Origin of the sequence: Streptomyces sp. NBC_01618, from assembly GCF_045209435.1 — a bacterium.
Classification (GTDB): Bacteria; Actinomycetota; Actinomycetes; order Streptomycetales; family Streptomycetaceae; genus Streptomyces.
Map to the genome: position 1 here is coordinate 5113147 of NZ_CP109297.1, position 22226 is coordinate 5135372.

At 69.7% G+C, this 22226-nt stretch carries 21 protein-coding genes and 4 pseudogenes; 12 read left to right on the plus strand and 13 right to left on the minus strand.

The window, feature by feature from the left end; all coding sequences use genetic code 11:
- Positions 1-8 precede the first annotated feature (8 nt).
- Positions 9-707: a hemolysin III family protein gene (locus tag OH735_RS23890; RefSeq protein ID WP_406383568.1), complete on the minus strand. Its 699-nt coding sequence runs from the start codon at positions 705-707 to the stop codon at positions 9-11.
- Positions 708-907: 200 nt separating this feature from the next.
- On the opposite strand from OH735_RS23890, the gene OH735_RS23895 reads away from it, so the two are divergent.
- Together OH735_RS23895 and OH735_RS23900 are read left to right on the plus strand one after the other, a co-directional pair.
- On the plus strand, positions 908-2743 hold the full coding sequence (locus OH735_RS23895; RefSeq protein WP_406383569.1) for a phosphoenolpyruvate carboxykinase (GTP): 1836 nt from the start codon (positions 908-910) through the stop codon (positions 2741-2743).
- A 276-nt stretch (positions 2744-3019) separates the two neighbouring features.
- Positions 3020-4759 (plus strand): YncE family protein, encoded by a 1740-nt coding sequence (locus OH735_RS23900; RefSeq protein WP_406383570.1) that lies wholly within the window; start codon positions 3020-3022, stop codon positions 4757-4759.
- A 159-nt stretch (positions 4760-4918) separates the two neighbouring features.
- Here OH735_RS23900 and OH735_RS23905 read toward each other — a convergent pair whose 3' ends face one another.
- Both OH735_RS23905 and OH735_RS23910 read right to left on the minus strand, forming a co-directional pair.
- Complete coding sequence (locus OH735_RS23905) at positions 4919-5326, minus strand: hypothetical protein (protein WP_406383571.1); 408 nt, start codon at positions 5324-5326, stop codon at positions 4919-4921.
- A gap of 89 nt (positions 5327-5415) precedes the next feature.
- Entirely contained in the window at positions 5416-6627 is a 1212-nt protein-coding gene (locus OH735_RS23910) for a pyridoxal phosphate-dependent aminotransferase (protein WP_406383572.1), read from the minus strand.
- Between the two features lie 263 nt (positions 6628-6890).
- Here OH735_RS23910 and OH735_RS23915 point away from each other — a divergent pair, with 263 nt between their 5' ends.
- A complete protein-coding gene (locus OH735_RS23915) occupies positions 6891-7256 on the plus strand; it encodes a type II toxin-antitoxin system RelE/ParE family toxin (RefSeq protein WP_406383573.1) in 366 nt (121 codons plus the stop codon).
- On the plus strand, positions 7256-7564 hold the full coding sequence (locus OH735_RS23920; RefSeq protein WP_406383574.1) for a helix-turn-helix domain-containing protein: 309 nt from the start codon (positions 7256-7258) through the stop codon (positions 7562-7564). The genes OH735_RS23915 and OH735_RS23920 overlap by 1 nt, the downstream gene beginning before the upstream one ends.
- Before the next feature lie 75 nt (positions 7565-7639).
- On the opposite strand, the gene OH735_RS23925 is transcribed toward OH735_RS23920, so the two are convergent.
- Complete coding sequence (locus OH735_RS23925) at positions 7640-7894, minus strand: hypothetical protein (protein ID WP_406383575.1); 255 nt, start codon at positions 7892-7894, stop codon at positions 7640-7642.
- Between the two features lie 17 nt (positions 7895-7911).
- The gene (locus OH735_RS23930; RefSeq protein ID WP_406383577.1) at positions 7912-8802 is read right to left on the minus strand and encodes an NAD(P)-dependent oxidoreductase; all 891 of its coding nucleotides are present in this window, start codon (positions 8800-8802) and stop codon (positions 7912-7914) included.
- A gap of 96 nt (positions 8803-8898) precedes the next feature.
- Here OH735_RS23930 and OH735_RS23935 point away from each other — a divergent pair, with 96 nt between their 5' ends.
- Positions 8899-9246, plus strand: coding sequence for a winged helix-turn-helix transcriptional regulator (locus OH735_RS23935; RefSeq protein WP_406383578.1), 348 nt, complete (start codon positions 8899-8901; stop codon positions 9244-9246).
- A gap of 13 nt (positions 9247-9259) precedes the next feature.
- On the opposite strand, the pseudogene OH735_RS23940 reads toward OH735_RS23935, so the two are convergent.
- A pseudogene (locus OH735_RS23940) lies at positions 9260-9358 on the minus strand (DUF4287 domain-containing protein); the annotation flags it as partial.
- On the opposite strand from OH735_RS23940, the pseudogene OH735_RS23945 reads away from it, so the two are divergent.
- A pseudogene (locus OH735_RS23945) lies at positions 9336-9458 on the plus strand (DUF3626 domain-containing protein); the annotation flags it as partial. The pseudogenes OH735_RS23940 and OH735_RS23945 sit on opposite strands and share 23 nt — an antisense overlap.
- Here the strand turns inward: OH735_RS23945 and OH735_RS23950 are convergent.
- The 3 genes from OH735_RS23950 to OH735_RS23960 form a co-directional block, all read right to left on the minus strand.
- Positions 9444-9680 carry a helix-turn-helix domain-containing protein gene (locus tag OH735_RS23950; protein ID WP_406383579.1) on the minus strand — a complete coding sequence of 79 codons (237 nt, stop codon included), beginning with the start codon at positions 9678-9680 and terminating at the stop codon, positions 9444-9446. The pseudogene OH735_RS23945 and the gene OH735_RS23950 sit on opposite strands and share 15 nt — an antisense overlap.
- Entirely contained in the window at positions 9680-10312 is a 633-nt protein-coding gene (locus OH735_RS23955; protein ID WP_406383580.1) for a hypothetical protein, read from the minus strand. Before OH735_RS23955 ends, OH735_RS23950 begins: the two co-directional genes overlap by 1 nt.
- 173 nt (positions 10313-10485) lie before the next feature.
- On the minus strand, positions 10486-10638 hold the full coding sequence (locus tag OH735_RS23960; protein ID WP_406383581.1) for a hypothetical protein: 153 nt from the start codon (positions 10636-10638) through the stop codon (positions 10486-10488).
- A gap of 135 nt (positions 10639-10773) precedes the next feature.
- Between OH735_RS23960 and OH735_RS23965 the strand changes: the two genes are divergently transcribed.
- Positions 10774-11652, plus strand: coding sequence for a serine protease (locus OH735_RS23965; RefSeq protein WP_406383582.1), 879 nt, complete (start codon positions 10774-10776; stop codon positions 11650-11652).
- Positions 11653-11800: 148 nt separating this feature from the next.
- Here OH735_RS23965 and OH735_RS23970 read toward each other — a convergent pair.
- A pseudogene (locus tag OH735_RS23970) lies at positions 11801-12094 on the minus strand (D-aminoacylase); the annotation flags it as partial.
- 369 nt (positions 12095-12463) lie between these two features.
- On the opposite strand from OH735_RS23970, the gene OH735_RS23975 reads away from it, so the two are divergent.
- A complete protein-coding gene (locus tag OH735_RS23975; protein ID WP_406383583.1) occupies positions 12464-12670 on the plus strand; it encodes a hypothetical protein in 207 nt (68 codons plus the stop codon).
- 96 nt (positions 12671-12766) lie between these two features.
- Here OH735_RS23975 and OH735_RS23980 read toward each other — a convergent pair whose 3' ends face one another.
- Entirely contained in the window at positions 12767-14071 is a 1305-nt protein-coding gene (locus OH735_RS23980) for an alanine racemase (RefSeq protein WP_406383584.1), read from the minus strand.
- Between the two features lie 449 nt (positions 14072-14520).
- On the opposite strand from OH735_RS23980, the gene OH735_RS23985 reads away from it, so the two are divergent.
- From OH735_RS23985 to OH735_RS24000, 4 genes and pseudogenes are all read left to right on the plus strand, one after another.
- Positions 14521-15588: a sugar kinase gene (locus OH735_RS23985; protein WP_406383585.1), complete on the plus strand. Its 1068-nt coding sequence runs from the start codon at positions 14521-14523 to the stop codon at positions 15586-15588.
- Entirely contained in the window at positions 15585-16343 is a 759-nt protein-coding gene (locus tag OH735_RS23990) for an IclR family transcriptional regulator (RefSeq protein ID WP_406383586.1), read from the plus strand. Before OH735_RS23985 ends, OH735_RS23990 begins: the two co-directional genes overlap by 4 nt.
- Positions 16344-16349: 6 nt before the next feature.
- Positions 16350-16760: a RidA family protein gene (locus OH735_RS23995; RefSeq protein ID WP_406383588.1), complete on the plus strand. Its 411-nt coding sequence runs from the start codon at positions 16350-16352 to the stop codon at positions 16758-16760.
- A gap of 35 nt (positions 16761-16795) precedes the next feature.
- Positions 16796-17248, plus strand: a pseudogene (locus OH735_RS24000) (GntP family permease); the annotation flags it as partial.
- Between the two features lie 65 nt (positions 17249-17313).
- On the opposite strand, the gene OH735_RS24005 reads toward OH735_RS24000, so the two are convergent.
- On the minus strand, positions 17314-18312 hold the full coding sequence (locus OH735_RS24005; protein WP_406383589.1) for a helix-turn-helix domain-containing protein: 999 nt from the start codon (positions 18310-18312) through the stop codon (positions 17314-17316).
- Positions 18313-18404: 92 nt separating this feature from the next.
- Entirely contained in the window at positions 18405-21926 is a 3522-nt protein-coding gene (locus OH735_RS24010; RefSeq protein ID WP_406383590.1) for a S8 family serine peptidase, read from the minus strand.
- Between the last annotated feature and the right edge of the window lie 300 nt (positions 21927-22226).

Sequence of the window (22226 nt, forward strand, 5' to 3'; positions counted from 1 at the left end):
GAAGGCCCTCAGTGGTGGTTGTACGCCACCAGTGAGATGCCGACGTAGTGCACGACGAACGCCGCCAGGGTCAGCGAGTGGAAGACCTCGTGGAAGCCGAACCAGCGCGGGGACGGATTGGGGCGCTTGATGCCGTAGATGACACCGCCCGCGCTGTACAGCAGCCCGCCGACGACGACGAGCACCAGCACCGCGATCCCGCCGGTGCGCATGAAGTCCGGCAGGAAGAAGACCGCGGCCCAGCCCATCGCCAGGTAGCACGGCGTGTAGAGCCAGCGCGGGGCGCCGACCCAGAAGACCCGGAAGGCGATGCCCGCGACCGCCGCCCCCCAGACCGCCCACAGGAGCGGCGTCCCCGTCGAATCGGGGAGCAGGAGCAGGGTCAGCGGGGTGTAGGTGCCCGCGATGATCAGGAAGATGTTGGCGTGGTCGAGCCGGCGCAGCACCGCCTCGCCGCGCGGGCCCCAGGTGCCGCGGTGATAGAGCGCGCTCACACCGAACAGCAGGCACGCGGTCAGGACGTAGATGCCGCAGGCGATCCGGCCGCGGACGCTGCCCGTCAGCGCGATCAGCGCGATCCCCGCGACGATCACGGCAGGAAACATTCCGGCGTGCAGCCAGCCGCGCAGGCGCGGCTTCACCGGGGCGGTGTCGGGCTCGGCTGATTCCAGCCCGGTCGGCTCGGGCGCGGCGGCGGCAGCAGTCATCCCCGCATCGTACCTACGCAACCGTAGGTAACGGATGGGAGTGGCAATGCTCACGTGTGCGGCCCCCTGGACATATGGGCGCATCGGTCGGATGATCAAATGAGTGCGGTCGGCACCGGATGAGCGCCAGTGGGGTCGAAGCATCCGGGTCGCAGCCCCCACGGGGCCAACCAAACAGACATCCTCATCAAGGAGCGATCGTGGCGCGCGACATCGCGGCTCCCCTCACCGTCCCCACCAACCACCAGGAGCTCATTTCCTGGGTGAACGAGATCACAGCCATCACCGAGCCGGACCGGGTGGTCTGGTGCGACGGTTCGGAGGCCGAGTACGAGCGCCTGTGCGAGGAGCTCGTGGCCAGGGGCACCTTCACGAAACTGGACGAGACCAAGCGCCCGAACTCGTACTACGCCGCGTCGGACCCGAGCGACGTCGCCCGGGTCGAGGACCGCACGTTCATCTGCTCCGAGAAGGAGGAGGACGCCGGTCCGACGAACCACTGGAAGGCCCCCGCCGAGATGCGGGCCGTCTTCACCGGTGAGAAGGGCGTGTTCCGGGGCTCCATGCGTGGCCGCACCATGTACGTCGTGCCCTTCTGCATGGGCCCCGTCGGCTCGCCGCTCTCCGCGATCGGCGTCGAGATCACCGACTCCGCGTACGTGGCCGTCTCGATGCGCACCATGACCCGCATGGGACAGGCCGTCCTCGACGAGCTCGGCTCCGACGGCTTCTTCGTCAAGGCCGTCCACACGCTGGGCGCGCCCCTGGAAGAGGGCCAGGAAGACGTTCCGTGGCCGTGCAACACCACCAAGTACATCTCGCACTTCCCCGAGGACCGCGAGATCTGGTCGTACGGCTCCGGCTACGGCGGCAACGCCCTGCTCGGCAAGAAGTGCTACGCGCTGCGCATCGCCTCCGTCATGGCCCGCGACGAGGGCTGGCTCGCCGAGCACATGCTGATCCTCAAGCTCACGCCGCCGCAGGGCGAGGGCGAGGGCCCGAAGTACATCGCCGCCGCGTTCCCGAGCGCCTGCGGCAAGACCAATCTCGCGATGCTGGAGCCCACGGTCCCCGGCTGGACCGTCGAGACCATCGGCGACGACATCGCCTGGATGCGGTTCGGTGAGGACGGCCGCCTCTACGCGATCAACCCCGAGGCCGGATTCTTCGGCGTCGCGCCCGGCACCGGCGAGCACACCAACGCCAACGCCATGAAGACCATGTGGGGCAACTCCGTCTTCACCAACGTCGCGCTCACCGACGACGGCGACGTCTGGTGGGAGGGCATGACGGAGACCGCTCCGGCCCACCTCACCGACTGGAAGGGCAACGACTGGACGCCCGCGTCCGAGACGCCGGCCGCCCACCCGAACGCCCGCTTCACCGTCCCGGCCGGCCAGTGCCCGATCATCGCGCCCGAGTGGGAGGACCCGAAGGGCGTGCCGATCTCGGCCATCCTCTTCGGTGGCCGCCGGGCCTCGGCCGTACCGCTGGTCACCGAGTCCTTCAACTGGCAGCACGGTGTCTTCCTCGGCGCCAACGTCGCCTCCGAGAAGACCGCCGCCGCCGAGGGCAAGGTCGGCGAGCTGCGCCGCGACCCGTTCGCCATGCTGCCGTTCTGCGGCTACAACATGGGCGACTACATGGCCCACTGGATCAAGGTCGGCGCGGCCAAGCAGGACCAGTCGAAGCTCCCGAAGATCTACTACGTGAACTGGTTCCGCAAGAACGACGCGGGCAAGTTCGTGTGGCCGGGCTTCGGCGAGAACAGCCGCGTCCTGAAGTGGATCGTCGAGCGCCTGGAGGGCAGGGCCGAGGGCGTCGAGACGCCGATCGGCGTCCTGCCCGCCAGGGACGCCCTGGACACCACGGGCCTGGACCTCTCCGACGCCGACCTGGACTTCCTGCTCACGGTCGACAAGGAGGTCTGGCGCGAGGAGGCGGCGCTGGTCCCCGAGCACCTCAACACCTTCGGTGACCACACGCCGAAGGAACTGTGGGACGAGTACCGCGCGCTGGTCCAGCGCCTGGGCTGACGCCCCCGGGCGCACCCCGCGCGGGGTGCGCCCCCGCCCACCCCGCGGCCGGGTCTCTCGACATCCGCCCTGACCTGTGGGGTCAACGGCCCACCGCGGTACGGCCCCCGGAATCCCCTCACGGTTCCGGGGGCCGCTCTTTCCCGCCCCTTTTATGAAGAACGTCCGGACATCGCCCTCTACTTGCGCGCAACACCTCCACAACGCTTCGATGCTCCGTCACATCGCCTCCGGCCGAGCCGACCGGAGGGCCAACCGAGCTTGTGGGGGACTCAGTTGAACAAGATCCGGCACCATGGACGCATCGCGGCGACGCTGGCCGCGCTGACACTCACCACCGCGGGACTCACCGCCCTCGCCCCACCCGCCGCCCGCGCTGCCGACGGCCCCGTGGCCGGCGACACCGTGGCCAAGCTCCCGATCTCGTCGTACTCGGCGATGGTCGTCGACTCGGTGCACGAGCGGGTCTACCTCACGGACGACCGCAGGGACCGGACCGCGAACCAGGTCCACGTCTACGACTTCGAGGGGCGGAAGGTCGGTTCGCTGCCCACAGGCGCCGCGCCGTCCGGGATGGCCCTCAGCACCGACAGCGGGACGCTCTACGTCTCGCAGTCCTCGGGGATCCTCGCGTTCGACACCGTGACACAGGAGCGCACCGGCTTCACCTTCACCGCGTACGACGCGGGCTGCCCCCGCGATGTCGCCTTCGCCGGCGGCAAGGAGTGGCACACCGAGACGCCGTACTACTCGGGCTGCGACACGAACTGGACCTGGCTGTACGGCACGAGCGGCAACTGGTCCGTCGACACCGGCTGGAGCGCCGCGGGCCGGCTGCGGCTGGCGAGCGGCCCCGAGGCGCCCGACCGCGTGGTCATGGCACAGGTCCCCAGCACGGGGGAGCCGAACCCGTTCCTCACCACGTTCGACGCGAGCGGCGACACGCTCGTGCGCGGTCCGGAGCGCCGTTTCGCGGACAGTGAGGGCAGGGGCGCGCTCGACCCGAGGGACGTCGCCCAGTCCGCCGACGGTCGGCGGATCGCCGTCGCCGACGCCGCCTACGGCACCCGGCTCCTGGACGCCGCCGACCTGTCCGACGCGGCGACCGCGTACCCGCCGCTGCCCGAAGGGGCCAAGGCGTCCGCGGTCGCCTTCAGCGGCGACGGCACGTACATCGCGCGGGGTTCCGCCGCGACCGGGTCCACCCCCGACCTGCTGGTGCAGCCCGCGGACCCGACCGACGCCACGGCTCCGCTGGAGTTCGCCTTCGAGGGCGCGCTCGACGGGGACCGGATCGCGCCGCGCGGGCTCGGTTGGTCGAAGGACGGGGCGCGCCTCTTCGCCGTCACCACCAACGCGTACGGCAGCGAGTACTGGCTGCACGTCATCCAGCCCCCGGCCACCCAGTACGACTCCCGTTTCTCCGGCGCGCTCTCCACCACCCCGGGGGAGCCCGTCGTCGGTGAACCCCTCGGCATCCGGGGTCGGTTGGAGCTGGACGGACCCGCGCCCGCCAAGCCGGTCAGGGTGTCGGCGGTACGGCACGACGCGAACGGCGACCGCAGGCTCGCCCCCGTCGAGGTCGACGCCGACGGTTCGTTCACCGTTCTCGACGTTCCGTCGCTGGTCGGCGACGCCACCTACACCGTCTCCTTCACCGGGGACATCACCCACCGCCCGGCCGAGGACAGCACCCTCTCCGTCGCGGTCGCCAAGGCCCCGACCACCCTTGAGCTCAAGGCCCCCGCGGAGGCGACGAAGAGCGCGGGCCTGACGATCACCGGCACCCTGACCGGCCGCGGCCGCGCCCTCCCCACCGGGATCACCCTCTCCGTGCAGCGCACCGACAAGAAGGGCACCGGCACGCTGACCTCGGCGGCCGTCGCGGCCGACGGCACGTTCACGATCGACGACCTGCCCCGGGTCACGGGGGATGTGACGTACGAGGTCGGCTACGCCGGCGACGCCCTGCACAGCGGTTCGACGGCGTCGGCGACGGTACGGGTCCGCAACTGACGAGCGCCGTCCCGCTCAACAACCGGCGAGCACCGTCCCGCTCGACCGGAACGGCGGTCCGGGCCATCGCCCGGACCGCCGCCCCGTCGCACTACCCGTTCCGGACCCGGACGGGTGGCGCCCGGTCCACGCGCCTCGACGGCCCGTGGACCGGGGCCGTCAGAGGGCGCCGGCCAGTCGCGGCGAGGCGGTGGGAGCGGCGGCGGCGATCGCCGCAGTGTGGGCGTCCATGCGCTCGGCCGCGAGAATCGCGACGGCCGTGTCGGCGCGGGACGCGGCGACCACCAGCACGCGGCCCGCGAGGGCGTGGGCACGACGGTGGAGCGTGAGCGCGGGTGTGTCGGTGCGACCGGTGTGCCGGGCGGGCGGCGCACCGCGCAGCCTGGCCACCTGCTCGGCGATTCGGTCGCCCGCCACGCCGAGGCCCAGCTCGTCGGTGACCGCGAGGAGCGCGGCCAGGTGTCCGGCGAGCTGGATGTCCAGCTCTTCCTCGCGGGAGCGGCGTGGGAAGTCGTCGGCGTGGTCGGCCGGTGTGTGGACCGATTTGGTGCGGATCGGTTCGTACATGGATGGCCTCCTGATGTCGCTTGGAACCATCCTAGCTTGGAATCAGTCTAAAGTTGTCTGCGATCCGATATTATGAGCCGCCGCCATGGTCAGGGCTGGCTGTATCCGTCCAGGAAGTTCCCGATCCGCTGGACGGCGTCCATCAGATCCTCGGGCGAGGGCAGCGTCACGATGCGGAAGTGATCGGGCTCCGGCCAGTTGAACCCCGTACCCTGCACGACCATGATCTTCTCGGCCCGCAGCAGGTCGAGAACCATCTGCCGGTCGTCCTTGATCTTGTAGACCTTGGGGTCGAGCCGCGGGAAGAGATACAGCGCCCCCTTCGGCTTCACGCAGGTCACGCCCGGAATCTGCGTGAGCAGGTCGTACGCGACGTCCCGCTGCTCCAGGATCCGCCCGCCCGGCAGCACCAGGTCGTTGATCGACTGCCGCCCGCCGAGCGCGGTGGCCACGGCGTGCTGCGACGGCATATTGGCGCAGAGCCGCATGTTGGCGAGGATCGTCAGCCCCTCGATGTACGAGGAGGCGTGCGCCTTCGGACCGCAGACCGCCAGCCACCCCGAGCGGTATCCGGCCACGCGGTAGTTCTTGGAGAGCCCGTTGAAGGTGAGCACCATCAGATCCGGCGCGATCGTCGCGGTCGGGGTGTGGGTCGCTCCGTCGTACAGGATCCGGTCGTAGATCTCGTCGGAGCAGACGACCAGGTTGTGGCGCCGGGCGATCTCCGTCAGCCCGCGCAGCATCTCGTCGTCGTAGACGGCGCCCGTCGGGTTGTTCGGGTTGATGATCACGATCGCCTTGGTGCGGTCGGTGATCTTCCGCTCGATGTCGGCGAGGTCCGGCATCCAGTCGGCCTGCTCGTCGCACCGGTAGTGCACGGCCGTACCGCCGGCCAGCGACACCGAGGCGGTCCACAGCGGATAGTCCGGCGCCGGTACGAGGACCTCGTCGCCGTCGTCGAGCAGTGCCTGCATCGACATCTGGATCAGCTCGGAGACGCCGTTGCCCAGGTAGATGTCCTCGATGTCGAGATCGATGCCCTTGGTCTGGTAGTGCTGCATCACCGCCCGCCGCGCCGACAGCAGCCCCTTCGCGTCGCCGTAGCCGTGCGCCCCGGCGAGGTTGCGCAGTATGTCTTCGAGGATCTCGGGCGGGCACTCGAACCCGAACGCGGCAGGGTTGCCGGTGTTCAGCTTGAGGATGCGATGACCGGCCGCTTCCAGCCGCATCGCCTCCTCAAGCACGGGGCCCCGGATTTCGTAACAGACATTGGCGAGCTTCGTGGACTGGATGACCTGCATGTCTGGGAGCTTACGACCGTGTTTCACGGGCCGCCCGGGCTTTGCCCCCCGGTTGCCCCACTTGGGTAACCCCGGCGCCCCGCTTCGTCTTCCATAGCCATGCACCCACCGCTTCCGAACCGTGGGAACGCCGGTCGGGGGCCGGGACCAGGCTTGGAATGGGCCGGAACGGGGACGTGACGGACTCGCCCGGGTGAGATGCGCCACGTAAGCGGGGGCGTTCGGTGCGTGACGTATTGCCTCGTCGTCGGGTTGACCGTCGTATGAACAAGCCTTACGACTTCGAGATCGAGCCGGAGGTGCGGGCGTGGTTGGAGAGCCTGAGTGATCACGACTTCAAGAGGGTCGACGAAGTGGCCGGGATGCTTGCGGACCTCGGGCCCGAGCTGGGAGGCCCCTGGGCCGATCATCTGGAGGGGCCGGTCCGGGAGCTGCGGCTCCGACTCCGCGATGTCGCTCCTCGTCTGACGTACTGGATCACTCCGACACGCACGATCGTGCTCCTGACCGTGTTCCGGAAGACCCGGCAGCACGAGCAGGGCCAGATCGATCGTGCTGTCCGTGCCCAGAAAGTCTGCGAGAGCGCGCATCATGAACCGGTGACCGCGATGTATGAGAGGAAGGCGTGATGGCCGGACAGCACAGTCGCTGGATCCCCTCGGACCTCCGGACGGATGATCCGGAACGGATCGCCATTCGCGAAGCCCTGGCCTTCGGTAAGGCCCTCTATGACCGCCGAACCGCACTCGGGCTCAGTGTGGCCGAGCTGGCCCTGCGAACCGGCATGGACGAGGACGACATCGAATGCATCGAAGAGGGCGGGACAGCGCCGACACTCGAACTGCTGAGAAGTCTCGCGGCTGCCCTGGACGCGGACGTGCGCCTCACTTCCGGCCGTGATCTCGGATCGCTCTGGTTCGAAGCGCACGCGGCCTGACCGGGGGACGTATGGACGAGGAATGCTGGATGAGCGTCCGCGCCCGTACGAAGTCCGATGACCTCGGCGCTCCTGTCACTCCGGCAGTCGCGTGCCCCGGGGGAGGCGGATGTCGAAGTCGGCCGCCAGCACCCGGAGCACCTCGTCGCCGTCCGTCAGCTGCCGTTCCTCGCGGGTGCCGTTGCCCAGCGCGTGGGCACGGTGCACGGAGTGCAGTACCTCCGCGGTCGGCCGGCGTTCACCGGTCCAGCCGATGCGGGCGAGACGGGCGTCGAGGCCGAGGCCGGGAGGGCGGTGTCGGCTGTGACCGGCTTCGCGGTCGGATGTCATGTTCCGGCCGTAAGTGATCAGGTGGCTCGAAGGGCCAGCAGGTCCACCGCCCCCGTTGTGCTCTCGTTGCCCCGCCCGTCCGCGAGGAGGCGTTCCAGCAGGGACAGGTACGGCGTCAGCAACTCGTTGCTGACCCCCTGTTCCTCGGCCGTGCGCAGGAGTGTGGCACTGCCCGCGACCTGCATGGCGAGGTTGGACACGACCCCCTGTGTGTAGTCGCCTTCGGCCAGTTGCGCGGCGGTCGCGTGCACGGAGGGTGTCATGGCGACGAGCCAGTCGGCGAGCAGCGGGGCGAAGGCCGTCGGCTCGATTTTCTCCTTGCGGATCAGGGCGAACGCGTGCGCGACCCCGGCGAACATCCCGTACATCGCACTCAGCAGCGCCACATCGTGCAGGGCGGCGAAGCCGGCGTCCTCGCCGACGTAGGAGGTGCCGGCCGGTATGGCCAGGACGGCGCGGTGGGCGTCGAAGAGGGCGCGGGAGCCGCTGTAGAAGACGTAGGCGCCGGAGCCCGGGGTGCCGATCATCGGCGGGACCGCCATGATCCCGCCGTCCAGGAAACGGGCCCCGCGCTCGCGGGCCCAGGTGGCGCGGGCGCGGGCCTGGGCGGGGGTGGACGTGGTGAGGTCGACCAGATCCTTTCCGGCCAGGTCGATGCCGGTCAGGGTCTCGTCGACCGAGGCGTCGTCGAGCAGGCAGACGACGACGAGCCGGCTCGCCGCCACCGCCTCGGCAGCGGTCCCGGCCACGGTCGCCCCCGCGGCGGCGAGCGGCTCGGCCCGGCCGGGACCGCGGTTCCAGACGGTGAGCGGATGCCCGGCGGCGAGCCAGGCGCGGGCGAGCGCGGTGCCCATGGCACCGAGCCCGAGGAGAGTGAGCGGCGACTTCTCAAAGGCGTTGTCAGTCATGCCGATTAGGCTTGCCGCAGGCCCGGAAGTGATCAAGTACGCACTTCGAAGTGGGTGGTTACCGCCAGGTGAGCGAGCAGGTGGGAGGGGTGCACCATGGGGACCGTACGGAGGCCGGGGGCGTACGTCTGCGGGATCGATGCGGCCATGGATGTGATCGGCGGCAAGTGGAAGGTGCTGATCCTCTGGTCGCTCAACGAACAGGTGTGCCGCTTCGGTGAGTTACGCAGGATGGTGCCCGGGATCACGGAGAAGGTGCTCACGTCACATCTGCGGGAGCTGGAGGAGGACGGCATCGTGCACCGGAAGGTGCATGCGGAGGTGCCGCCGCGCGTCGAGTATGCGCTGACCCCGCTGGGTGTCGGACTCAACGAGGCGCTGGGGCCGCTCGGCGCCTGGGGGAGGGAGAACATCCTCGTGGACGCCGAGCGACCGCCGCCCTGACGGGCGCGTGCAGTTACTTGCCTTTGTCCTCGGCGAGCGTGTGCGCGACCAGGGCGTTGGCGTGCCCGTGGCCCAGGCCGTGCTCGGACTTGAGCCAGTTGACGATTTCCAGCGGTGTCTACCGCCCGCAGTTCGTCACCGGCGCCGGCAACGGCGGCCTGACCGCGCATCCGGGCGGCGATCGGTGGCGCGCGCCGTCATCGGTCCGTGGGCCGGTAGCTGAGAAGATCGCCCGGCTGGCACTCCAGCACCTCGCAGATGCGGGTGAGGGTCGTGAAGCGGATGGCCTTGGCGCGGCCGTTCTTGAGGATGGACAGGTTGACATTGGTCACGCCCACCCGGGAGGCCAACTCGGCCAGTGTCATGCCCCGTTCGACGAGGAGGCGGTCCAGGTGGACCTCGATGGCGTGGCTGTCCTCGGCATCGGGAGACATCAGACGGTTCCTTCGAGGTCCTCGCGCATGGTGACGCCGGCCCGCACGATCCGCGCGAAGGTGAGCAGTCCGAGCGCGGCGAGTATCGCCAGGTACGGGGGTGTCCAGTTGCCGAGCCAGGCACCGGGGGAGAACGGGGCCAAGTGGGTGAGGGTCGCGCTCAGCGCCGCCCTGGCGTTGGCCTCGATGATGCCGGCAGCGAGGCTGCCGCACAGCAGCCACCAGCCGAGCCGCCGCAGTCGTTGTGCGGTCAGCCGGTGGTGGACCCCGTCCCGCGCCGCCCCGCGGAGCAGTCTGTTGAGCAGGAGCAGTCCGCCTATCAGCAGCACGAAGGAGGGCAGCGAACCGAACGCGTCGAGGAACCGCTGGTAGGTGGTGCCTGGTGAGGCGCAGTACCGGGGGATCGCCATGACCTCCACACCGGCTCGGGCGTCGAACATGGCGGCGGTGTCGTCGGACCCGCCGGAGATCGAGTCCGCGGTGACGCAGACGCCCGCACCGCCCCAGCCCAGATGGACGTCCGTGTCGAACAGGCTGAGGATGAACCAGCCCACGAGGAGGCCGGTCAGCAGGCGCAGGACGCCCGATACGACGGTGGAGAGAGGTTCGAGCAGCTTCGAGTCCTCGGTCATGACAGCCCCCAGTTATCGATATTCGATGTTATCGAAAAACGATACACCCCACCTCTCGTCGAGAGAAGCCTCCACTGGAAGTCCGGCGCGGCGCGGTGCCGCGCCACGCCGCGCAGGAGAGCGAGGAGTTCCGGATCCGTGCCGAGGTGCAGCCGATCGACGTGATCCGCGCTTCAACCGGAACCGCCGCCGAACTCCTGGACCTCCAGGGCGAGATCGGTGCGCCGGGGGTCGGGGTGTGTGCGGACCTGGTGGTGCTGCGGGGCGACCCGCTGACCGGCATCGGGTTCCTGGCGGACGCGGTGAATGTGGCGGGTGCCGTTCAAGGCGGCCCCGGACGGCTTGAAACCGCCCCTTGTGAGGACCCCTCCGGTGCGCCAACATGCACATGTCAAAACCGAACGAACTTCGGTTGCAGGGGCCACTTGGACCCTGCACAGGTCACTGGAGGGGACCCCCACATGAAGAAGCCTCTCGTCGGCGCGCTGTTCACCGTTCTGCTCCTCGGGGCGGGAATCGCACCCGCGACCGCGGCCACCAGCCACGACGCGGCAGCCACCGGCACGGTCAAGGCACAGATCAAGCCCGAGGCGCAGATCAAGCCCAAGGCCGTCAGCTTCGCCGGAACCGTGGCGCTCAGCAACTGTTCCGGTTCCGTCATCCGTACGCCCGACTCCCAGCCCTCCGACCCCGCGCTCGTGCTCTCCAACGGGCACTGCATGGAGTCGGGCTTCCCGGGACCGGGCAAGGTGGTGTTCGACCAGCCGTCCACCCGTGGCTTCACCCTGCTGAACGCCGCCGGCAGCGGCGTCGGCACCCTGCGGGCGAGCAAGATCGCGTACGGGACGATGACCGACACCGACATATCGGTGTACCAACTCACCAGCACCTACGCGCAGATCGAGAGCCGTTACGGCATCAAGGCCCTGGAGCTCAACACCGCGCACCCCGTCCAGGGCACCGCGATCACGGTCGTCTCCGGCTACTGGAAGCGCACGTACGCCTGCAATGTGGACGGTTTCGTCTACCGCCTCCAGGAGGGCGAGTGGACCTGGAAGGACTCGGTCCGCTACACCTCCGGCTGCAAGACCATCGGCGGTACGTCCGGCTCCCCGGTGATCGACAACGCGACCGGCAAGGTCGTCGCCGTCAACAACACCGGCAACGAGGACGGCCAGCGGTGCACGGTCAACAATCCGTGCGAGGTCGACGAGAACGGCAACGTGACGGTGCGTCAGGGAATCAACTACGCCCAGCAGACCTACGGCATCGTGCCGTGCATCGGCACCGGCAACAAGTTCGACCTCAGCCGGCCCGGGTGTGCCCTGCCCAGGCCGTGAGCGTGTGAACCCCGTCGCCGCCGCGCCGCCCTTCGGGTGTCGCGGCGGCGGAGGGGACGGAGACCTCATAGGCCCTGGACCCTCACAGGCCCCGGACGCGGCCCGCTCCCCGTACCGCTCGGCCTGCCAGTGTCGGGGTCCGGTGGCCGTCCTCGACGAGCAGCCGGCGCGCGGTCACCCAGGGTGCCTCGCCGCGCAGGCGGGCGGAGTCCGCCACGGTGCGGCCGACATGCCCGGCGAGGGCGGGCTCGCTCACGCCCGAGATCTCGATCGTGTCCCACTCGATCGGCACGCCGTGGCAGCCGTCCGAGCCCAGCACCTCCAGGTGGTGCCGGATCCGTTCCGCCGTCGCGTCGTCCGCGAGCCGGGTGAGGACCGCCTCGGGCCCGCCCTCGCTCGCCCAGCTCGGCAGCATCGCGACGAGGGTCGTGCAGCCGGGGGTTCACAACCGCTGGGCCAACACCTTGTTTTAGCGAACATAGGCACGATTGAGTGAACGGTGTTCCGGTCTGTGGGTGTGCCTGGTGGGGTGTGCGTAATGTGTGTGACGCGATCTGGGACGCCGGGTGTGGCGTCAGCAGTCGGGGCCCCCGTATCACCAGTGTGATGGTTCGGGGCCTCCCCGTCGCCTCTGGCCACACCCACATGGCCAGATCGTAGGGATTCCGCCCACCTGGGACGGACCGCGTACGTGATATGCGTCGCCGACCAGGACGAGAAAGCGGAGGACCAGTGCGCCCAAGACCGTTCGGGGCGTGCCGGTGAGACAGGACTCACTCCTGCTCACTGCCCAGGAACGGTGTACGGGTAGGTGTCGAGGGAGATGTCGGCGCCCGCGTCGAGGGCGTCGTCGAGCAGGGCGAGGACCGTCGGCGTCGAGGACGCGGCGGGCGGTGGGGCGCGGGCCCGGCGCGTGTTCGGGGTGGATCTCTACGATCCGGCCGTCGTCGATGGCCACGTCGGCGCGGCGGGCGGGGGCGCCGGTGCCGTCGACGACGTCGGCGTTACGGATGACTAGGTCCATGGAGGGGCTCCAGATCAAGCCCCTCCGGCGATCGAGGAGCGGGGGTCCGGGGCAGAGCCCCCGGACACGGGAAGGGGCGGGGCAGGGGGATCAGAAGAACGTACGGATGTAGTCCGTGACCGTGCCGTCGGCCGCCACCAGCGGGATCAGCTGCCACTTGTCGAAGCTCGTGCACGGATGCGACAGGCCCATCCCCACCCAGTCGCCCACCTCCAGCTCCGCGCCCGGCTCCGTGCGCACCCAGGTGTGCTGGTCCGACAGGCCGCTGACCGTGACACCCGTCGCGGGGCGGACCGTGCCGTCGCGGCCGGACCGGACGACCTGGGCCTGCGGGAGGTCGAGGTCGTACGCCGCGTCCCGCTTGCCCGCGTTGAGGAACGCCTGCTCGGGGGAGGGCCGGGAGACCACCTGCGCCCAGAGCCGGAAGGCGGGCTGCAGGGCCCCCTCCTCCGGGACGCGGTTGAACGGAGTGAGGTGGCGGTAGTGGCCGTCGTCGTGCGAGACGTACGCCCCCGAGCGCAGCAGCTTGAGCACCGCACCGGAGAGGTCCGGGACGTCCGCGAACACGTCCGCCACCGCGTCGAACCACGCGCTGCCGCCCGCGCTGACCACGATCTCCTCGCCGGCCGCCACCGCCGCCGCGAACCTGCCCGCGCGGTCGAAGTCGACGGCCAGCCCCACGAGGCGGCGCAGCCACTCCCGTACCCGCTCGCCGGACGCCTCCGGCACCTCGCCCTCGTAACCGGCCACGCCCACCAGGCGCAGCGTCCCGGTCGCGGCCACCGCGTCGGCGACCGCCGCGCAGTCGGCCTCGGTACGGGCCCCGGTGCGCGCACCTTCGCCCGCGCCCAGCTCCACGACGACGTCGACCGGGCGGGAGGCGCCCGCCGCCCGCAGCGCCTCGTCCATCAGCTCCACGCCGCGCACCGAGTCGACGTAGCAGATGAAGCGGAAGTCCGGGTCGCGGTCCAGCTCACCGGCCAGCCAGCGCAGGGCCACGGCGTCGACGAGCTCGTTGGCGAGGAAGATCCGCCGGATCCCGTACGCCCGGTAGACCCGCGCCTGGTGCGGCACGGCGGCGGTGATGCCCCAGGCGCCGTGCTCCAGCTGGCGGGCGAAGAGCTGCGGGGACATGGACGTCTTGCCGTGCGGCGCGAAGGCGAGCCCGTGGCGCTCCGCGTACGTCTCCAGGAGGGCGAGGTTGTGCTCGACCGACTCGGCGGACAGGGCGAGCACCGGGGTGGTGAAGCCGCCCGTGAAGAGACTGCGCCGCTCGGCGGCGAGGGCGCCGACGGTCAGGCCCTCCGCGTCGGGCGGGAGCGCCTTGAAGCGGTGGTCGACCAGCTCGTCGGTGAGCCCGGCCGCATGTTCGGCCACGGGACGGTCGGCGGCCAAGGGAGCCTCCTCGCTCGAAGTGTCGTTGCAGCATATGCAACACCCATTGCGCGTATCGCTTGAGGCTGTCTAACATCCGAGCCGACGCCGGGTCAATGCCCAGTGCCGTGGGCGGCGAAGCTTGCCGGGCGCCGGAACGGGAGCGGAGCCGGAGCCGGTGCGGTGCCGGAACGGTGCCGGAACCAATGCCGGAACGGGAGCGGAGCCGGAGCCGGTGCGGTGCCGGAACGGTGCCGGAACCAGTGCCGGAACGGGCGCGGAGCCAGTGTCGGTGCGGTGCCGGAACCAGTGCCGGAACGGGCGCGGAGTCAGTGTCGGTGCGGTGCCGGAACCAGTGCCGGAACGGTGCCGGAACCAGTGCCGGAGCCGGTGCCGGTGCCGCTCCACCGAACCGCTGTCCCGTATCACTGAACCCGCCGAACCCGCCGACCCCCGCGAGGAGCCCCGAAGTGTCCGGAAGCCCGGCCAGGACCGCCGACGCCGACACGGCCGCCGATGTCGTGTGCCTCGGCGAGTCCATGGTGACGTTCCTGCCGTCGCAGCCCGGACGCCTCGCCGACGTACCCTCCTTCGGCCGCGGCATCGGCGGCGCCGAGTCCAACGTCGCCTGCGCGCTCGCCGCGGTTGGGCACCGGGCGGCCTGGGTCGGCCGGGTCGGCGCGGACGGATTCGGGGACCACCTCGTCGAGACGATCGCCGGGTACGGGGTCGACACCTCCGCCGTGCGGCGCGATGCGGCGCGGCCCACCGGGATCTACTTCCGTACGGCGACGGACCGGGCCACCGACGTGCACGAGGTCGCGTACTACCGGGCCGGGTCCGCGGCCTCCGCGATGTCCCCGGACAACGTCCCGTACGAGGCGCTGTTCGCGGGCCGCGTCCTGCACCTGTCCGGCATCACGGCGGCGCTCTCCGCCGACTGCCTGGCGCTGCTGCGCGACCTCACGGCGCCGCGCCCCGGCCGCCCGCTCGTCTCCTTCGACGTCAACCACCGCCCCGGCCTGTGGCGCGACGCCGACGCGGCCCCCGAGGTGCTCCTGGACCTGGCGCGCCGCTGCGACCTCGTCTTCGTCGGCGAGGACGAGGCGGAGGAGGCGTGGGGGGTGCGCGGGGCACAGGCGATTCGTGCGGTGCTGCCGGAGCCGGGGATGCTGGTCGTGAAGCGGGGGGCCGAGGGGGCGACGGTGTTCTCGGGGCCCCGCTTCTCGGGCGCCGCAGTGGCCGACACCGTCACCACCGTCCCCGCCCTCCACGTCGACGTCGTCGCCCCCGTCGGCGCCGGTGACGCCTTCGCGGCCGGGTTCCTCTCCGCCACCCTCCGCGACCTCCCCGTACGCGAACGCGTCCGGCACGGCCACCTCATGGCCGCCGCCGTCCTCACCGTTCCCGGCGACCTCACCGCCCCTCCGGCCCGCGCGCACGCCGACGCCCTTGCCGCACTCGACGACGGGGCCTGGGGGAGACTTCGTCTCGGCCCCGGGTGGACGGGGGACGACCAGGAGGTACGCAACACATGAGTCAGACCGTCGACCGGGCGCTGAGCATCCTGCCGCTGCTCGCCCAGGGGCCCGCCGACCTCGGGCAGGTCGCCGAGCGGCTCGGCGTGCACAAGTCCACCGCGCTGCGTCTGCTCCGTACGCTCCACGAACACGGGCTCGTCTACCGCCAGCAGGACCAGCGCTACCGCCTCGGCGCCCGCCTCTTCGCGCTCGCACAGGAGGCCGTCGAGAACCTCGACGTACGCGAGATCGCCCACCCCCACCTCGTCGAACTCAACGAGAGCTGCGGCCACACCGTGCATCTCGCGGTGTACGAGGAGTCCGAGGTCCTCTACATCGACAAGGTCGAGAGCCGCTACCCGGTCCGGATGTACTCGCGGATCGGGAAGCCCGTCGCGATCACCGTCGCCGCCGTCGCGAAACTGCTCCTCGCCGACCTCACCGAGCCCGAGCGGCGCGCCATCGCCGAGAAGCTCGACTACCCCATGTACACGTCCCGTTCGATCCCGAACGCGGGTGCGTTCCTCAAGGAACTCGCCGTCGTCCGCGAACAGAGCTGGGCCACCGACCTCGGCGGCCACGAGGAGTCCATCAACTGCATCGGAGCCCCCATCCGGGGCGCGGACGGGCGGGTCGTCGCCGCGATGTCGGTCTCCGCGCCCAATGTCGTCGTCACGGCCGAGGAACTCCTCACCCTGCTCCCCCTGTTGCGCCGCACCGCCGACGCCATCAGCCGGGAGTACTCCGGCACCAACCCACCCAAGAAAGTCTGAACAGCCATGACCGAGAAGATCGCCCTCACACCGAGCACCCACACCACCCCGCCCGCGAAGTTCTCGCACGGGGTGAAGAAGGGGAACATCCTCCAGGTCGCCGGCCAGGTCGGCTTCCTCCCCGCCGTAGCGGGCCAGGCCCCGACCCCCGCCGGTCCGACGCTGCGCGAGCAGACCCTCCAGACCTTCGCCAACGTCAAGGCGATCCTGGAGGAGGGCGGCGCGAGCTGGGACGACGTGATGATGATGCGTGTCTACCTCACGGACGTCGACCACTTCGCCGAGATGAACGAGATCTACAACACCTACTTCGGCGAGCAGGACCTGAAGGCGGCCCCCGCCGCCCGTACGACGGTCTACGTCGGCCTCCCCAAGGGCCTGCTCATCGAGATCGACGCGCTCGCGGTCCTCGGCTGATCCAGCTGATCCACTTGCCGCACCCGCTTCACCGCACCACCTCCTCCCTCAAGTCGGTCGGCAACATCCTGCTCGTCGTCGGCGCGGGCGGCATCTTCGGTGCCGTCCTCAAGGGCAGCGGCATCGCGGACGCGCTCGCCGACACCTTCAACGACGTCGGCCTGCCGGTCATCCTGCTCGCCTGGCTGATCTCCGTGGTGCTGCGCGTCGCGCAGGGCTCGGCGACGGTCGCGATCGTCACCACGGCCGGCATCGTCGTCCCGCTGGTCGAGGGCCAGGACATGTCGCAGGCGCACCTCGTCCTGATCATCATGGCGATCTCGGCCGGCTCGATCTTCGCCTCGCACGTGAACGACGGTGGCTTCTGGATGGTGTCGAAGTACTTCGGCATCTCCGAACGCGACACCCTGAAGTCCTGGACGGTCCTGGAGACGGTCCTGTCGGTCGCGGGGTTCGCGGTGGCGGCGCTGCTGAGCCTGGTGATCTAGCTCCGTTCTTGAAGGCAGACCGCGGTTGGTCCGCCGATGCGCGTCGCATCCCATCGCCCACGGCCTCATGCGGTCCGGCTGCCGTCTCGCTCGGCTTCGAGCCAGCCCAGCCGTGCCACTTGGAAGCCCAGCTGCATGCGAGTCTGCACCTTCGCGATATCCATCAGGTGCCGGACCCGGCGCGCCACCGTCCGCAGGGATGTGTTCAGCTGGGCGGCGATCGCGCGGTCGGTGAGGCCGGCTAGCGACAGGCTGAGGATCTGTGCATCCAGATCTTCGATTGCGGACGCGTTCTGCACGGCATCGGCGGAGCTGACGAACTGCGCCAGTTTCCCCCATTCGGACTCGAACAGCGCAATCAGCGCATCGAGCAGGCTACTCTCGCGCACGAGCAGGGCTCCCTCCTTTGCGGTGTTGGCCGGACCGAGGAGCGGAACAATGGCGAACTCGCGGTCCACGACAAAGAGTTTCAGTGGCAGCGTCTCAGCGATTCGGACCTCCTCGCCGGCGGCCCGCGCCTGGACGACCTCGGCGAACGACGTGGCTCCCTCGTTGAGTGTCGCGCGTTCGAGTATCACCCGGTAACGAACGCCGCGCGCGATGACCGCACTGTCGGTCAGGCTACCGGCTGAAATGACTGGCGCCTTGACGAAGTTCATGACCTCTTCCCGGGCGCCGAGTTGCATTTGACCGAGGCGCTTGCGGACGGTCTCGGTGCCGTGGATCACGTCGACGGCGCCCGCGACGCCGCGCCCGAGGGCGGCCGCGCGGTAGATTTCGTCGAGGGAGTCGAGTTCGAGTTCCGCCAACTTGAGCTCGTTCTGTCGCTGGACCAGGTGCGCCCGCAACGCCGCCGCCGGTGGGGAGGCCACGAACCGGGAGATATCGTCGTGGCTGCGCACGGTGAGCCCCCGGCCTTCGAGCATGCCGAGGATACGAATCACCTGGCCGGCTCCGCAGCCGACGGACTCGGCGAGCTCGACGGGGGTGGCGGAGGCTACCGAGATCAGCGCGCGGTAAGTGTCCGCCTGTTCGGGGGTCAGTCCCAGCACGTCTGACAGCATGATGCTCCTCCTCGTGATCCAGGGACACAAACATCTCTTTGCAAGGGGCCCGCCCCGCCGGGCGGCGGGACGGGCCCCTTGTGGTCGGTCTGTCAGGCCTTGTCGGGCCGTTCGGTGACGCGGATGGCGTTGACCAGCGACTTACCGCTGGTCGCCACGAACCGCACGTTGAGCACACCGTCGGTCACGGTGACCGTGTAGGTCCGGGTGACCGCGGCAAAGGAGCCGGCCTCGCGCGTGATGTCGAGGGACGGCAGTACCTTGACGTCCTCGGCGAGGACATCGAAGATCCGCTGGCCGGGCTTACTGCTCGACAGCTCGGCGAAGTCCAGCTCCACCGTGTAGACGCCGTCGGGGACGTTGTCGAAGCGGTATCCGTACATCCCCTCGCGCGCGTCTTGGAACAGCTTCGGATCGTCGGTGCCGGCGATGGCCTTCGTCGTGGACCTGACGCTCGATGGTCCTTCATAGCCGAAGGAGCCCGCCTGGTACTTCCGGTCCGGCTGCCAGGGGTCGCCGAGTGCGTCGACAGCGACGCCGGAGGCACCGGCGTCGACCGCGGCCCGGTATTGGGGCACGACGACCTTCACCGGAATGCTGATCACCGGTGTCCGGCCGCTTTCGGACTTCACCTGCACGGTGGTGGTGAGCACCTCGCCCGCGTGCCCGGCCGGGTCGACCGAGAGGGTGCCGGTGGCCTTCGCACCCGCGGCCAGGTCGCCGCTGGTCAGGCTGACCGACAGCCACGGAGCGTCCTCGACCACGGTGTACGCCGTCGGGGAGCCCGAGTTGGCCAGCTCGAAGGCGCGGGTACGCTGCTCGTCGGCGGGGAGCAGGAACTCGTACGCCTTCGTGGCGGCCGTCACCTTGCCGGTCTTGAGCGCCTCGGACGTCGTCACGACACCGCCCGCGTCGAGCGTCACCGCCTGCTCGAACGGCTGGTAGGCCGGGGCGGTGAGCCTGATCGAGGTTGCACCGGACGGCACCTGGAACAGGTATGAGCCGTCCGCTCGGGTCCTGCCGGTCACCACCGTGTCACCCGTGCCCACGGCGACCGTCGCTCCCGCGAGGGCCTCACCGTCGTTGGCGTCGAGCACCTTGCCCTGCACCACGCCGGACTTGCTGGTCCGGAAGTCGATGCTGAAGCCGTCGGAGAGCACACCGGGGGTGTCGTAGGAATACTGGAACGCATCGGTGCCCGTGGCGTTCTCCACGCCGATGGTGGCGCTGGAGCCCGATTCGAAGCCGACGCCGGTGATGTCCTTGTAGTGATAGGAGATTTTGCCGTCCTCGCCGATGACTGCGGAGAACGAGAACCTCTCGAACTGGGCCGACCATTGGGTGACGTTGCGCCACTCGACGACGAACGAGCGGTGCGGGGCGGTGCCGATGACGCCGGTGTAGACGCCCCCGGAGCTCGCATTCACGATCAGGTCGTCCCAGAACGGGTAGAGCGCCGCGTTGAGTCTGTAGGGGTGGGGAATGGGGGTGTTGACGTTGGTGGCCGACGAGGGGGCGTCGAAGGACAGCGCACCGTTCGTGGATATCCAACCGGAGTTGTAGGTCTCGCCGTACAACGGGACCGGGAAGGGCAGGGTGACCGGCAGGTACTCCGAGTCGCCGGTGAGGGTCGTCTTGTCCGTGCCCGCGACGTACTCGGTGTTGCTGGCGCCCTGGCAGGCGTACCCGAAGGCGTCCGTGCGGTCCGGCAGGGCGATGTCCGCGGTGGCCTCGGCCGTGACCTCCACGTGCGCGGTGCCCGCCGCGGCGCAGCGGATGCGGGGCGAGGCCGTCAGGTCGTACGTGCCGAGCGGCAGGGTCACCTCGTAGTGGCCCTGGGCGTTCGCGGTGGCGGTGACGGGGGTGTTCTTGACGGTGATCGCCGCGCCCGCCGCGGGTCCGGCTTTGGAGGTGACCGTTCCCGAGACCTTGACCGACGGCGCCTGCTCCAGCGTGAAGTTCCGGGTGGTGGTCTGCCCCTCCGTGATCGTGACCGCACCGGTGCCCGTGGAGTAGCCGAACTTGTTGACCGTGAGCGTGTAGTCGCCGACGGGCAGCCTGGGCAGCGCGAACGTGCCGTCGGCTGCGGTGTTGAGGGTGCGGTCCATCGGGCCGTCCACGTTCAACTTCGCCCCGGCGACCGGCGCGCCGCCCGAGGTGACCGTGCCACTCAGCGCGCCGGTCGGCCCTCGCGGTGTGGCAGAGACTGCCGCATAGGCGTTGAGCCTGCCCTCACCGAAGACGTTGTTCTTGGCCGCGGTGCCGCCGCAGGAGGTGTTGTTGGCGTCGATGGCGGTCTGGTTGAGGAACGCTTCGGTCTGTGCCACGTCGCCCTGGATGGTGGGGGACGCCGACCACATCAGTGCGACCGTGGCTGCAGTGTGCGGGGAGGCCATCGAGGTGCCGGATCTCGTGTTGTAGCCGCCGCCTATCGAGCTGGAACGCACGTTGACGCCCGGCGCGGCGAGGTTTGGCTTGATCGTCCCGTTCTCGCCGGTGCCCCGGGAGGAGTACAACCAGATGTCGTTGTTGATGTCGAACGCGCCGGAGCTGTAGCTGCTCACGTACGAACCGGGATAACCGCTGGAGTTGCAGATCGGTCCGGAGTTGCCATTGGAAAACGCCGGGAAGATGCCGGCGGCCCGCCAGGCGGCCACAATTTCCTGATACATGGGGTTGAAGCCGTCCCCACCCCAGGAGTTGTTCACCACGTCGGGCGCCAGATCCGGGCGCGGGTTGCCGCCCCTCAGATCCGTGGGCGCGATCATCCACTGCCCCGCGGCGAGCAGCGGGGCGGTGTTGCAGAGCTTGAATGTGCAAGCCTTGACGCTGATCCACTTGGCACCCGGCGCGACGCCGACCTTGTTGGTGCCGCCGTCGTCGCCGACCATGGTGCCCATGGTGTGCGTGCCGTGGCCGCTGGTGTCGCACGGCGCGGCAACGTCGCATTCCTGGGTCGGGTCGAACCAGTTGTAATTGTGGTCGTAGGTGCCGTCGGCATTGAGGCCGCGGTACTGGTTCTTGAGGGCCGGGTGGTCGTACTGGACGCCGGTGTCGATGTTGGCGACCACGATGCCCTCACCGCGCACCTCGAGTTCGTTCCAGACCCTCGGAGCGTCGATCCGGTCGAGGTTCCACTCGACCGCGTCGACCGTGGGCTCGGCCTCGCCCGCGGCCGGCGTGTCGAGCTTGATCGCCTCGTCCGAGTTGATCTGCGCGACCTCGGGCAGGGCAGCCAGCTTCTCGACAAGTTCCTGACCGCCGACAACCTGGATGGAGTTGTTGATCCAGAAGGAGGTGTGGTCGACTCCCGCCGACTTCAGCAGCTTCATCGCGTTGGCCTGGGACGTCTTGGCCTGCTTCTGCTTCGCCGCCAGGACGGCCGCCGCCTTCTCGGTCTTCGTCCGGGCCTTCGCCGCCGCCTGCAGGTCGGCGTCGCGGTCGAACTCGACCCAGAAGGTGGCCTTCTGCTCCTTCTGGAGCTGTTCGAGCAGCTCGGGCTCCACCTTGCGCTCGGCCGCGGGCTCCACCTTGCGCTCGGCCGCGGGCTTGTCCGTGACCGGCTGGGCGAACGAGGTTCCGCCGGCGAGCGGCACCAGCAAGGGTAAGACCATGGCCGCCAAGGCCAAACGCAGCAATCTGCTCTGTCTTGCCACAATGTATCCTTCCGAGAAACGACGAGTGTCGCCCGCCGTGGGATGTAGAAAACGCGGTGCGGATCACCGCCCGCGCCACCTGCCTTGTCGATTGGGCCTTCGGAGTCTCGACTGAGGCATGAGGCGAATCAAGAGCTGCCAAAGGCGCAAAAACGCCATGGCGCAAACGCGCCGATGAAGTGGCGGAGCCAGGCGTCGACCAAGGCGAACGACAGCGAAGGGCCCGCCCCGCCGGGCGGCGGGACGGGCCCCTTGTGG

Coding starts and splice junctions, on each gene's coding strand:
- OH735_RS23905 (WP_406383571.1), bottom strand. CDS start 5,326: ATGTACGAACCGATCCGCACCAAATCGGTCCACACACCGGCCGACCAC.
- OH735_RS24010 (WP_406383590.1), bottom strand. CDS start 21,926: ATGGTCTTACCCTTGCTGGTGCCGCTCGCCGGCGGAACCTCGTTCGCC.
- OH735_RS23920 (WP_406383574.1), top strand. CDS start 7,256: ATGGCCGGACAGCACAGTCGCTGGATCCCCTCGGACCTCCGGACGGAT.
- OH735_RS23995 (WP_406383588.1), top strand. CDS start 16,350: ATGACCGAGAAGATCGCCCTCACACCGAGCACCCACACCACCCCGCCC.
- OH735_RS23990 (WP_406383586.1), top strand. CDS start 15,585: ATGAGTCAGACCGTCGACCGGGCGCTGAGCATCCTGCCGCTGCTCGCC.
- OH735_RS23925 (WP_406383575.1), bottom strand. CDS start 7,894: ATGACATCCGACCGCGAAGCCGGTCACAGCCGACACCGCCCTCCCGGC.
- OH735_RS23890 (WP_406383568.1), bottom strand. CDS start 707: ATGACTGCTGCCGCCGCCGCGCCCGAGCCGACCGGGCTGGAATCAGCC.
- OH735_RS23965 (WP_406383582.1), top strand. CDS start 10,774: ATGAAGAAGCCTCTCGTCGGCGCGCTGTTCACCGTTCTGCTCCTCGGG.
- OH735_RS23955 (WP_406383580.1), bottom strand. CDS start 10,312: ATGACCGAGGACTCGAAGCTGCTCGAACCTCTCTCCACCGTCGTATCG.
- OH735_RS23910 (WP_406383572.1), bottom strand. CDS start 6,627: ATGCAGGTCATCCAGTCCACGAAGCTCGCCAATGTCTGTTACGAAATC.
- OH735_RS23930 (WP_406383577.1), bottom strand. CDS start 8,802: ATGACTGACAACGCCTTTGAGAAGTCGCCGCTCACTCTCCTCGGGCTC.
- OH735_RS23915 (WP_406383573.1), top strand. CDS start 6,891: ATGAACAAGCCTTACGACTTCGAGATCGAGCCGGAGGTGCGGGCGTGG.
- OH735_RS23935 (WP_406383578.1), top strand. CDS start 8,899: ATGGGGACCGTACGGAGGCCGGGGGCGTACGTCTGCGGGATCGATGCG.
- OH735_RS24005 (WP_406383589.1), bottom strand. CDS start 18,312: ATGCTGTCAGACGTGCTGGGACTGACCCCCGAACAGGCGGACACTTAC.
- OH735_RS23950 (WP_406383579.1), bottom strand. CDS start 9,680: ATGTCTCCCGATGCCGAGGACAGCCACGCCATCGAGGTCCACCTGGAC.